Annotated in this window: 11 protein-coding genes; 3 read left to right on the top strand and 8 right to left on the bottom strand. The window is 37.7% G+C overall.

The features are described from left to right. Positions 1–107 precede the first annotated feature (107 nt). The 4 genes from EKM66_RS08640 to groES all read right to left on the bottom strand — a co-directional run bounded on the left by EKM66_RS08640 (position 108) and on the right by groES (position 4,320). Positions 108–788 carry a DUF554 domain-containing protein gene (locus tag EKM66_RS08640; RefSeq protein WP_125763658.1) on the bottom strand — a complete coding sequence of 227 codons (681 nt, stop codon included), beginning with the start codon at positions 786–788 and terminating at the stop codon, positions 108–110. A gap of 71 nt (positions 789–859) precedes the next feature. Continuing rightward, positions 860–1,669 (bottom strand): MerR family transcriptional regulator, encoded by an 810-nt coding sequence (locus EKM66_RS08635; RefSeq protein WP_125763656.1) that lies wholly within the window; start codon positions 1,667–1,669, stop codon positions 860–862. Between the two features lie 675 nt (positions 1,670–2,344). Next, the gene (groL, locus tag EKM66_RS08630) at positions 2,345–3,979 is read right to left on the bottom strand and encodes a chaperonin GroEL (protein ID WP_125763654.1); all 1,635 of its coding nucleotides are present in this window, start codon (positions 3,977–3,979) and stop codon (positions 2,345–2,347) included. 53 nt (positions 3,980–4,032) lie between these two features. Beyond that, a complete protein-coding gene (gene groES / locus EKM66_RS08625) occupies positions 4,033–4,320 on the bottom strand; it encodes a co-chaperone GroES (protein ID WP_125763653.1) in 288 nt (95 codons plus the stop codon). Between the two features lie 133 nt (positions 4,321–4,453). Between groES and EKM66_RS08620 the strand changes: the two genes are divergently transcribed. Beyond that, a complete protein-coding gene (locus EKM66_RS08620; protein WP_225426580.1) occupies positions 4,454–5,080 on the top strand; it encodes a CPBP family intramembrane glutamic endopeptidase in 627 nt (208 codons plus the stop codon). 365 nt (positions 5,081–5,445) lie between these two features. Here EKM66_RS08620 and EKM66_RS08615 read toward each other — a convergent pair whose 3' ends face one another. The 4 genes from EKM66_RS08615 to EKM66_RS08600 all read right to left on the bottom strand — a co-directional run bounded on the left by EKM66_RS08615 (position 5,446) and on the right by EKM66_RS08600 (position 9,643). Continuing rightward, positions 5,446–6,726, bottom strand: a complete 1,281-nt coding sequence (locus tag EKM66_RS08615) for a cation:dicarboxylate symporter family transporter (protein ID WP_125763651.1) — start codon at positions 6,724–6,726, stop codon at positions 5,446–5,448. Between the two features lie 72 nt (positions 6,727–6,798). Continuing rightward, a complete protein-coding gene (locus EKM66_RS08610; protein ID WP_125763649.1) occupies positions 6,799–7,611 on the bottom strand; it encodes an alpha/beta fold hydrolase in 813 nt (270 codons plus the stop codon). Positions 7,612–7,991: 380 nt separating this feature from the next. Beyond that, complete coding sequence (manA, locus tag EKM66_RS08605; RefSeq protein ID WP_125763647.1) at positions 7,992–8,960, bottom strand: mannose-6-phosphate isomerase, class I; 969 nt, start codon at positions 8,958–8,960, stop codon at positions 7,992–7,994. Positions 8,961–8,983: 23 nt separating this feature from the next. Further along, a complete protein-coding gene (locus tag EKM66_RS08600; RefSeq protein WP_125763646.1) occupies positions 8,984–9,643 on the bottom strand; it encodes a redox-sensing transcriptional repressor Rex in 660 nt (219 codons plus the stop codon). A 138-nt stretch (positions 9,644–9,781) separates the two neighbouring features. Between EKM66_RS08600 and EKM66_RS08595 the strand changes: the two genes are divergently transcribed. After that, positions 9,782–11,701, top strand: coding sequence for an ABC-F family ATP-binding cassette domain-containing protein (locus EKM66_RS08595; protein WP_125763644.1), 1,920 nt, complete (start codon positions 9,782–9,784; stop codon positions 11,699–11,701). A 71-nt stretch (positions 11,702–11,772) separates the two neighbouring features. Beyond that, the gene (locus tag EKM66_RS08590) at positions 11,773–12,630 is read left to right on the top strand and encodes a DUF368 domain-containing protein (protein WP_125763641.1); all 858 of its coding nucleotides are present in this window, start codon (positions 11,773–11,775) and stop codon (positions 12,628–12,630) included. Positions 12,631–12,716: the final 86 nt, after the last annotated feature.

Below are 12,716 nucleotides of genomic sequence, written 5' to 3'. Positions count from 1 at the left end.
ACCTATGATATTGTATCAATATTGACCAAATTTAAAAAGAGAGTGCGCTCATACAACACAAAAACACTTCCAAAAATTATTCGGAAGTGTCTTCTATTTTCGATATTTTAAAATAACTGTAACAACATGACTCCAATAATAGGAATAACTAGCGACGGCAAAAGATTTAAGACACTGATCTTTTTGATTTCAAGTAATCCTAAGCCTGATGCTAAGATCAATATTCCACCAACAATTGTTAATTCAGTAATCATATCTGTATTAATTGAATTTTGAAGTAACAACGCAATCGCGTAGATACTTCCCTGCCAAACAAATACAGCTACAGCCGCAAAGGCAATACCCAATCCAAAGGTCGATGCCAATACCACTGAAGTGATTCCATCCAACATCCCATTGGTAAATAGGAAGGTACTATCATGCTCAAGTGCCTCTTGAATTGGTCCAAGGATCGACAACGAACCGATACAATACAACAGGATTGCAGTTGCCAATCCTTCTGCCAAATTATTACCACCAGAGAATTTACCAACCAAATCATCGAACTTCTTCTCCAAATTTAGCCACTCGCCAAACAGTCCACCAACCGCCAAACTAACGATGAACATTACTGGGTAATTACTCTTAGCCATATTAACAACAACTGCATTGATTCCAATCACCATTGCAGCTAATCCAAGTCCCTGTGTCAAAATTCTTTGATACTCAGGTTTAATGCCCTTGTGCAAGAACCTTCCTAAAATGCTTCCACCGATGATCATTGCTACGTTAAAGAATGTCCCAATCATTATTAATACCCCCAATAGTCCTAAACAATAATATTAATATAAACTCTCTAGTAACTATAGGGTCAATACAATTATCTAACTGGCAAACGTATTTCAGTGACATATTTGTCATAATCGTTGGTAATACCGTAATCAATCAAGGTTATCTCAACCGCATCTTCAATAATCGTTAGTAGATAGTCATCACAATATTTCTTCAACTGCAAGTAAGCTGGTGCGGCATCCTCATGAGTACCGTGAAATCTGATCCGCAAGTAACTTCCCGCTGGAAGTTTAGAAGTAGCTTGTCGTTCATCCCCAGATTCTAGGATCAAAAGTATACCGCTATATTCATCGAATTTATTATCCAAAATATTCCTTTTACTCAACGACAAAGCAATTTTGCCTAAGAAGATTGCTTGATCCAGACCATATTTTCTCCGCAAGGCTGTTAAAGGGATCTCAATATCTTCACTTAGATGATAATCTTTACGCAAATAGACAATTGGCGTTTCTGGTAAGTTAAGATATTCAATTTTGCCCAAAGTTGACCCTTCAGCATCCTTTACCTGTTTCAAACGTGAGGTGATTCTGCCATTGATTGCCTGAAGAGTCTTGATCTGTCGTTCCACTTCCACTTGTTGCTTCTTAAGCATATTCTCAAGTGTCGAAATATCACGAGCATCAAAAAAGTTCTTGATGTCACTAATTGGAACATCAAGTGCACGCAAATATTTAATAACATTTAACCGTTCAAATTCTGCCGTCGAATAATATCGATAGTGGCTTTCTGAGTCTACTTTGGCAGGCTTAAGAATCCCTACTTCATCATAATAACGAAGCGTCGGTATTTTAATATCATATATTTTGGAAAGTTGCCCAATCGTGAATAGTTGGTCCATGTTGTTGCCTCGATTGTTTTTCTAAATTGTATCATATGTAAAGAAATAGCTATCTCTACGTTGATGTAGGGACAGCTATTTTCGGTTTTGTTTTTGTTTGTTTATAAGTTATTGTCTAAGTAACTTTTTTAGTAGTTTGTTTAAGTATTTTTGGAGCTTTTGGGTTGGAGCTTTGGGTTTGAAATGAGTTGCACAAGCCAGATTCCTGCGCCTGCTACAGATAACAAATGCACCAACTACGTTGGCACCTTCGTTATCTTAGGCAGTGCTCAGAATCTACCGGCTTTCTCCACTCTCTGTTCTGAAACGAGCTACACAAGGGCAAAACCTCTGCGCTTGCTACGAATAACTTGTGCATCACTCCGTGATACTCAAGTTATCCTAGGCAATGCTCAAGGTCTGACCGCCCTTGTTCCACTCTCTGTTCTTGAAACGAGTTGCGAAAAACAACTTCTTCCGCTTACTACGCTTAACAAATGTGTCACTCCGTGACACCTTCGTTAACCTAGGTAATGCTCGGAAGTTAACCGTTTTGCTCCACTCTCTGTTTTGAAATGAGTTGCGAAAGACAAATGCCTCCGCTTAGCTACGCTTAAGAAAGGATGCACAAACCGCATCAATTCTTAAGCTAGGCTATGCTCAGCATTTAACCGGCTTGCTCCACTCTCTGTTTTACTACATCATTCCGCCCATGCCTGCAGCTGGGTTAGCACCTGCGGCTGGAGCTGCTCCTGCATTGTCATCTGGTTTGTCAGCAACAACTGCTTCTGTTGTTAACAACAATGCGGCAACACTGGCAGCATTTTGTAATGCTGAACGTGAAACTTTAGTTGGATCAATGATTCCGGCATCAACCATGTTTTCCCACTTGTCAGTTGCAGCGTTGTAACCAACTTCTGCTTTTTGACCCTTCATGTGTTCAACGATAACTGAGCCTTCCATACCAGCATTTTCAGCGATTTGACGTACTGGTTCTTCAAGAGCTCTAACAACGATGTTGATACCTGTTTGTACATCGCCTTCACCCTTAACAGCCTTAACTGCGTCGATGATGTTCAAGAATGCTGTACCACCACCGGCTACGTAGCCTTCTTCAACGGCAGCACGTGTAGCGTTTAGAGCATCTTCAATTCTGTATTTACGTTCTTTCAATTCTGTTTCAGTAGCAGCACCGACTTTAACAACGGCAACACCACCAGCAAGTTTAGCTAAACGTTCTTGTAGCTTCTCACGATCGAAGTCTGAAGTTGTTTCAGCGATTTGCTTCTTGATTGTTTCAACACGTTCGTTGATAGCACCCTTGTCTCCGGCACCTTCAACAATTGTTGTGTTGTCCTTTGTAACTGTGATCTTACCAGCTGTACCTAATTGATCCATAGTTGTATCTTTTAGTTCAAGGCCAAGGTCAGAAGTAATAACTTGTGCACCTGTCAAAGTAGCAATATCTTCCAATTGTTCCTTACGACGGTCACCAAAACCAGGAGCCTTAACAGCAACAACATTGAATGTTCCACGAATCTTGTTCAATACAAGTGTTGGTAATGCTTCACCATCAATGTCATCAGCGATGATCAATAATGCCTTACCTTGTTGAACGATTTGTTGTAGTAATGGCAAGATATCTTGGATATTTGAAATCTTCTTGTCAGTGATCAAGATGTAAGGATTGTCTAAGTCAGCTTCCATCTTGTCGTTATCTGTAACCATGTATTGTGAAATATATCCACGGTCGAATTGCATACCTTCAACAACATCAAGTGTTGTATCAATACCCTTTGATTCCTCAATTGTGATAACACCATCGTTACCAACTTTTTCCATGGCGTCAGCGATCAACTTACCAGTTTCTTCACTAGCTGATGAAACAGAAGCAACTTGGGCGATATCTGACTTGCCAGCAACCTTGTGTGAAATCTTGTGCAATTGATCAACAGCAGCCTTTGTTGCCATTTCAATACCAGTTCTGATACCAACAGGGTTAGCACCAGCAGTAACGTTCTTCATACCTTCTTTGATGATAGCTTGAGCCAAAACTGTGGCTGTAGTAGTACCATCACCGGCAATATCATTTGTCTTTGAAGCAACTTCAGAAACAAGCTTTGCACCCATGTTTTCGAAGTGGTCTTCTAGTTCAATACTCTTAGCAATAGTAACACCATCGTTTGTGATCTCAGGTGAACCATAACTCTTTTCAAGAACAACATTTCTACCCTTAGGTCCGATAGTTGTCTTAACTGTGTCAGCTAACTTGTTGACACCATCTAACATTTTTGAACGAGCATCTTCTGAAAATTTAATTTCTTTTGCCATACTTTCACACTCCAATAATTTTTATAAAATTTAACTTCTCATTTTTAAATTAATTATTTTTCAACGATTGCCATGATATCTTTTTCGTGTAAGATTAAATAATCAGTGTCATCAAACTTAACATTTGAGCCAGCATACTTATCGAAAAGAACCTTGTCGCCAACCTTAATGTGCATTGGTAATGTCTTTCCATCTTCTGTTATTGAGCCAGCACCTACAGCTACAACTTCAGCTGTTTGTGGCTTTTCTTTAGCGTTGTTAGCAAGAACAATGCCGCCTACTGTCTTCTCTTCTTCTTTATCGACTGTTACAATAACTCTGTCTCCAAGTGGTTTTAACAATTTGAATGCCTCCGATGATTAATATTTATTTTTAATTTAGCACTCCAAGTTCTGTTGTGCTAATCACATGTTTTATATTAACATTTTATTGTGAACATGCAAGTATTTACCTTTATAAAAAATAGGAGAAATTATGAAATACTCAACGAATCAATTTTTGACACTACTAACATATGTTGCTTTACTCTTTGTCGGCTCACTGTTATCAATGGTAAAAGTTACCGGATCATCTTACTTTTTGATTATCACAATTGCTGCTCTACTAGCAACTGGAATAATGGTTTATCTAACCCAACAAAGTAGTCCAAACGAATTAGAAGAGAAAACAACTCTCAATCACAAACTTCAATGGATCATTGTTGGAACTATTGGAGCTTTAGCAATTCAATTCGGATTAGGATTGATTGATCAGCATATTTTCCACGCTAGCACCGATTCGGCTAATACCATGCAACTACTTACTTTGGTTCACGCCTATCCATATTATTTCTTATATGTCTTGGTTTGCGCACCAATTATGGAAGAAATCATCTTCAGACGTGTCTTTTTCTCTAATTTGATCAAACCTACTAATATTTACTGGGCAGCTGCTATTTCAGCATTGTTCTTTGCATTTATGCATCAAGATACTAGGTTCTTGATTTACGTGGCAATGGGATTGTGGTTCTCGTTTATTTACTACAAGTCGAAGAATATTTATGTCAGTGCTGGTAGTCATTTGGTTATGAATACTTTGGTTGTGATGATTAGTATGCGGTAATTGTTTTTCACCACCTCCAGCTAATATATAATTAAGTGAGCTTGTTAGTATAATTTTAGCTAATTACAAACTCAACTATCTTTACTGGATAGACTTTACATAAAAATACATACTCAAGAAAATTATTAACCATCAATATAGCCGCAGGTTGGAAATGACAGAGCCAGCAGCACAGGATGTCTTTTGAAATCCGTGGGGGATATGCGGAGTTCAGAAGCAAGACTTCAGACCTAGGCTGAAGTCGGTCCCACTGCAGGGTCTGTTATTTCCAACCGTAGGCGAAAATAAAACACTAAGCAAAAAAAGGGATTACAACTTTAAAACCAAAAGTTGTAATCCTATTTATTTTCTATAAAAACTAATTGTTACATTCCTCGCTTATACTCGGAAACATATTTCTTACGTTTTTCATCGTCGAACTCATCTTCACTTTTAGCAATAATAATTGTAGCAAGTGAGTTACCAACAACGTTAACAGCGGTACGTCCCATATCTACCAGACGGTCGATACCAGCAATAAATGTTAGACCTTGCATTGGCACACCGATAGTTGAGACTGTTGCCAACAGAACAACGAATGAAGCTCCTGGTACACCAGCCATACCTTTTGATGTCAGCATTAGAACAATTACCAAAGTGATTTGTTGTCCTAAAGATAAATTAATATGATAAGCCTGTGCTAAGAATAATGCGGCTAATGATTGATAAATGGCTGAACCATCAAGGTTAAATGTATATCCAGTTGGGATAACAAATGAAACAATACCTTTACTTGCTCCATACTTTTGCATTTTGTCCATCATTTTTGGTAAAGCTGCTTCTGAACTGGCAGTGGTAAATGCCAGCACAAATTCATTCTCAATAATTCTAAATAGTTCATAAAAATCAACATGAAATAGTCTTCCGACTAAATACATCACAACAAATACGAAAAATGCCATAGTTGCATAGGCAATAACAATAAATAACGCCAATGGCTTTAATGAATCAAAGCCCATCTCTGCGACAGTCACACCAATCAATGCGCAGACACCGATTGGAGCTGTGCGCATAACCCAATTAGTAACTTTGAACATAACATTCGCAACTGCGTTCAATAGATCAGTAATAATTTTGCCTTGTTCTCCAAGAGATGCAGTACCTAATCCAAAGAGTACTGAAAAGAAGATAATTGGCAACATATCGCCCTTGCCCATTGCGGCAAAAATATTGGTTGGGATAATTCCCATAAGAACTGACCAAATACCTGAGTGTTTAGCCGTTGATGCCGAGGCAGTATATTGCGAAATACTTGAACCTTTCAAATCATTGATATTGATGTAAGTACCTGGATGTGTGATATTAGCAACAACAATACCAATGATAATAGCTAGTGTGGTCATCACTTCAAAATAAATCAAAGTTTTCAAACCAATTCGGCCAAGTTTTCGAATATCACCCATATTAGCGATACCGACGGTCAAACATGAAATAACGATTGGTAAAACGATCATTTGAATCAATGAAATAAACATTGTACCAATATTCTGCATAACAGTAATGGCGGCCTTATTGTGGTAGAACAGCTGTCCTAGAACGATACCCAGAACCAATCCAATAATAATCTGCCAACCTAGACTAAGCCGAAAAAACTTTTGCTTTTGCAATTTAATGCCCCCTTAAAACGTCGGTTTTTATTATAGCAGATTTTTCATAGGTTTAATCAAATTAGAATAATATTAATACTTTTTCAGAAATTTATTGAAATAAAAATTTAAATCTATAGATATATCTGTAAACAAATTATGGCCTGCATTATTCAAAATAACCTCTTGAATATTGTTATCTGAACTCAACAGGCTCAACTGATCTTGGAATCCTACCACCGGATCATTTTTACCTAACAAAATAGTTACTTGGAATTGCAAATCAGATAATGTAAGCGATAACTTGTTTTCAAATGACAATTGATATTTTTTTTCGATTTTAATATTATTCCAGAACTCACGATTATACTTTTCAATTCCAGGTAGAACGGTTGCTTGATAAACATCCCAAGCATTCTGATTGATCAACACATTTGAGCCAAGAAAATCTTGATACTTATCTGCGTTACGCTCAACAATAACTTCTCCATCATTGATATTTTTGTGTGTAGAAACATTTCTATTAACTTTATCGGCCTTAATTACTGGACAAGTTATGAACGCCGAATCTATTTGATCCGACAATTTTACCAGCAACCCTAGACACAGATATCCGCCATATGAATGACCAACGATGGCGATTTTTTCACTGTCAGATGTTTGCCTAATAAATTCAATTATCAAATTCAAAATATCATCCGAATTTTTCACGTCATGAACATCTTGTGAATCTCCCATACCTGGTAAATCCAAATAAATTCTCTTATACGATTTACTTTTGAATAATGGTTCATATACTACTTCAAGACTTCTAGAATCCGAACCCATTCCGTGGAAAAAGTAGATTGGCTTGCCAGATCCGTATGTTTTGTAGTTTAGGTTTGTGTTATCAATTTTAATTTGCATGTTATTAGCTTACCGCAAAGTTATTTTTAGACAAAAAAATAGCACCTCATGTTGTGAGATGCTACATATTTTACTTGTTCTATTTAAACGAACTACAAAAACTAGATTTTTCACTCTCTATCTGAAACGAGTTGCGGAACAACAAACATCTGCGCTTACTACGATTAGCGAATGCACTACTGCGTAGTACCTTCACTAAACTAGGTAATGCTCAATGTTTCCCGTTGTTATTTCACTCTCTCTATCTGAAACGAGTTACGGAACAACAAACATCTGCGCTTACTACGATTAGTGAATGCACTACTGCGTAGTACCTTCACTAACCTAGGTAATGCTCAATGTTTCCCGTTGTTCCTCCACTCTCTGCTTGTAAATCTCTGCTATTCTTCTCCAGATTCAGAAGCAATAATATCAAGGTCACCATCAAGTTTCCATGAATCAACTGTTGCTGGAACTATCAGGTGAACGCCCTTCTTCAAGTCGTAATCTTTACCATCAACAGTAATTTTACCAGCACCGTTAATAACTGAGATCAATGTATACTTGCCAATATTGTGTTTCAATGTGACAGGTTCTTTGATTTCCCAACGATATACGGCAAAGAATGGTGATACTGGAGGTTGTACAAATGTTGTAAATGTATTCTTTCCTTCAGTCTTTGTTTGAATATCCAATTGTGGATCTTTGTGTGGAACGATGATTGTATCTTCAGATTGTTTGATGTGCAATTCACGTTTCTTGCCGGTACTCTTCTCAACACGGTCATAATCGTACAAACGATATGTTGTATCACTACTTTGTTGTGTTTCAAGTGCCATAATACCTTTGTTCAAGGCATGAACTGTACCACTTGGTACATAATAGAATTCACCAGTCTTAACTGGAACCTTTCTCAATAGGTGATTCCAGTCGCCTGACTCGATCATCTTATCAAGCTCTTCTTTGTTCTTTGCATTGTGACCATAGATCAAATATGAACCCGGTTCAGCGTCAATGATATACCAGCACTCTGTCTTGCCTAATTCATGCTCATGCTTCCAAGCGTAATCATTGTCTGGGTGAACTTGAACTGAAAGACTAGCTTCAGCATCCAAAATCTTCGTTAACAAAGGAAATACTTTGCCCTTTGGATTGCCAAACAATTCACCATGGTTCTTCCATAGATCATCAACAAATTGTCCAGCAAATTCACCGTTCTCAACTTCAGAACGACCATGTGGATGTCCAGAAATTGCCCAACATTCACCGATATCACCGTCAGGGATGTCGTAACCGAATTTTGTTTCTAGCTTACGGCCACCCCAAATTTTATTATGAAAAACAGGTTTCAAAAATAATGGTTCACTCATGCAAATAGCCTCCAAATAATTTTCTATTCTTTATTTTCATTCTCTTCTTCAAGTGACTTGTCGCGGTCCAAGAAGAAAATCAATGTTTGTAATTCATTAGCTAAATCTACGTAATGTACACGTATTGAATTAGGAACATTGATAATAACTGGTGTAAAGTTCAAGATACCCTTCACACCTGCTTCGGCTAATAAATCGGCTGTTGTTTGAGCAGCATTAGAAGACACAGTCAAAATGCAGACATCAATCTGTTGCAAATGAAGCTGTTCTTTTAATTCATTAACGTGGTAAACAGGAACTCCACTCTTCACTGTGCCAACAATCGACTCATCGATGTCAAAAGCTGCAGCAATTCGAACATTATTCGTTCGAGAAAAGTTATAATTTAGTAAAGCGTTTCCTAAATTACCTACACCAACTAGAGCAACATTGGTTCTCTTGTCTTGGTTCAAGAGCTTCTTAAAGAAAGCTACAAGTTCATTAACATCGTAGCCATATCCTCTCTTGCCAAGTGCACCTAGATATGAGAAATCACGTCTAATAGTTGCGCTATCGATTTTTACTCCTTCAGACAATTCTCCTGAAGAAATCTTCTTGGTACCTTCGTCCTTTAAGAACTGAAAGTATCGATAATATATTGGTAAACGCTTTATTGTTGCATTTGGTACTGTTGTTTTTGTCATATTATCCCACCATGTGTGCATCGTTTCACTAACTATTATAGTAAATAAAAATGGATGAAAACGCAACATCTTAAGCCATAAAAGGCAGAAATTTCTAATTAATGATAAAATTGTGAATATATAAAGGAGTTTATAACCGTGATTTTATTACAAGCCCAAAGCATAACTAAGAATTTTGGAACCAAAAAGCTTTTTTCTAACATAAGTTTTGAAATTCAAGATAACAGTAGAATAGGACTCGTTGGTCGAAATGGTGTGGGTAAATCTACCCTGCTTAAGATAATTTCTGATCAAGAGAGTTATAACAGTGGCAATATCGCCCTCAAAAAAGACACAAATATTGGCTATCTAGCACAGGATTCTGGCTTAGATAGTGACAATATTATTTTTGATGAAATGGAAAAGGTCTTCGACTACCTCAAAGCACAGGAAAAACAAATGCACGAACTTGAGGGGAAATTAGCGGACAACACAGTCAGTGACTATGACCAGATTTTGAAGCAATATGATCAACTTCAAAATACCTTCCGTCAAGAAAATGGTTACGGATATCAATCAGATATCCGCAGTGTCCTCAAGGGATTCGGATTCGATGAGGATGTCTGGCAAGAAAAGATCTCCACATTATCTGGTGGGGAAAGATCAAGACTTGCTATGGCAAAAATGTTGCTAGAACATCATGATATATTGCTACTTGATGAGCCTACTAACCATTTGGATATCGACACTGTCGAATGGTTGGAAGGTTATTTGAAAGGCTATCGTGGCGCACTAGTCATTATTTCTCACGATCAATATTTCTTAGACAAAGTTGTAACTGAAATTGTTGAGATCAATCATCATTCTTCTAAACATTATTCTGGTAACTACACTTTCTATCTACAAGAAAAGAAGAAAAATCAAGACGTTGAGTGGAAACACTACGAGGAACAACAAGCTGAAATCAAGAAGACTGAGGAATATATTCAGAAGAATATTGTCCGTGCTTCTACTACTAAAATGGCTCAAAGCCGCCGTAAAAAGTTGGAAAAGATGGATGTCATGGATCGGCCAGATTCTGATCAGGGTTCAGTTCACTTCTCATTCCAAATTGACAAAGAAAGTGGTAACGATGTCCTATTGATCAAAGATGCCGCTATCGGATATGAAGCTGATCAAGTAATGTCTGAACCTATCAACTTGGACGTCAAAAAAGGTGAACGTGTTGGTATCATTGGACCTAACGGTATTGGTAAGTCTACTCTTTTGAAGTCAATTTTGGGACAGATACCAATGCTCAAAGGTAGCTTCCAATTTGGTGCCAATGTTCAAATTGGATACTATGATCAGAACTTAACTAATCTCGATCCACATAAAGATGTCTTGCATGAAATTTGGGACAGATATCCCCTACTTGATGAACAAGTTATTCGCAATGTGCTAGGATCATTCCTATTTAGTGGTGATGACGTTTTGAAGCCAGTTGCCGGACTATCTGGTGGTGAAAAAGCACGTTTAACACTAACTAAGTTATCAATGGAGCACGATAACTTCCTAGTAATGGATGAACCTACTAACCACTTGGATATTGATAGTAAGGAAGTCCTAGAAGATGCTCTTAAATCGTTTGCTGGGACCGTACTGTTCGTTTCCCATGATCGTTACCTACTTAATACACTTGCTAACAGAATCGTTGACATCGGACCTAAGGGCAGCACCATCTATCTAGGTGACTATGATTATTACCTGGAGAAAACAACAGAGTCCACCGAAATTAATTCAGAACAGTCTTCTGAATCTCATAACCTTAGTGAGAAAAAAGTTGAGTATCAACAATCCAAGGAACAACAAAAACAAGAACGCAAGTTACGTCGACAAGTTGAAGATCTTGAGAACCAAATCGCAGAGTTAGATAAGAAGAATTCTGCCATCCAAGTTGAAATGACCAAAGACGAGAATTTGAGTTCATATACTAAATTAGCTGATTTCCAAAAAGAACTAGACGAAAACAAGGCCCAACAAAGCGAGTTAGAGGACGAATGGACTGAAAAATCCATGGAGTTGGAAGAATTAGAATAACAGTTAAAATTGCCTTAATATGAATATTTTGATATTCTGAAACTTACAAATAAAACAAGTTGAGAATAAATATGCAAAACAAACAGCAAGAGAATTTTTTCATCCGCTTTTTCAAGGGTGTCATAATTGCCCTTGGGTTTATTTTACCGGGAGTCTCAGGTGGAGTTTTGGCCGCAATCCTAGGAATTTACGAACGACTATTGCACTTCATGGCGCACATCAGACAGAATTTCAAAACTGACTTCATGTACTTTCTACCAGTTGGTATTGGTGGAATCGTGGGCATTGGACTATTATCTAAGCCCCTAGAATTCCTATTACAGCACTATCAAGTGATCGTTCTATGGGGATTTGCCGGAGCTATAATCGGTACCATGCCATCCCTAATTCGAGCATCAACATCACGTAGCCGGCGTGATATGGTCGATATAATGTGGTTCTTCTTCATGTTGATATTCGGTGGACTATTCCTATTCTTTATGAGTAAGATATTTGGGACTATCCCCGCTAACTTCTTAGGATTTGTGATTGCCGGGATGTTGATAGCACTGGGTGTTTTAGTTCCAGGATTGAGCCCATCTAATCTATTGTTGATATTAGGACTCTATACACCGATGCTGACAGGATTCAAAAATTTCGATATTGTCGGAGTATTCTTGCCAATTGCTGTTGGTGGTGTGATTGCTATGGTCCTGTTCTCCAAAGGGATGGAATATTTAATTGAACACCATCATTCACGTGTTTACCATTTTATATTGGGAATCGTACTTGCTAGTACGATTTTGATACTTGTGCCTAATCCCTACTCTAACGAGACTATTAGCTACACCGGTATTACTGGGTTGACCATCGTATTTAGTCTAGTTGCCTTTGTAGCCGGAGTTTTATTGGGGCTTTGGATGAGCCAGCTTGAGAATAAATATAAATAATTTTGATATGAGAGATTGCAAGTTTAATCCGAACACTTTGTTAAATATCCACGAAATGAATCAATGGCAGTATTCCAGCCTAAAAC

It is taken from the genome of Companilactobacillus hulinensis (genome assembly GCF_003946555.1).
In the GTDB taxonomy this organism is placed as follows: Bacteria; Bacillota; Bacilli; order Lactobacillales; family Lactobacillaceae; genus Companilactobacillus; species Companilactobacillus hulinensis.
Note: the sequence above shows the minus strand (reverse complement) of the source record. Positions and strands in the feature narration are given on the sequence as shown.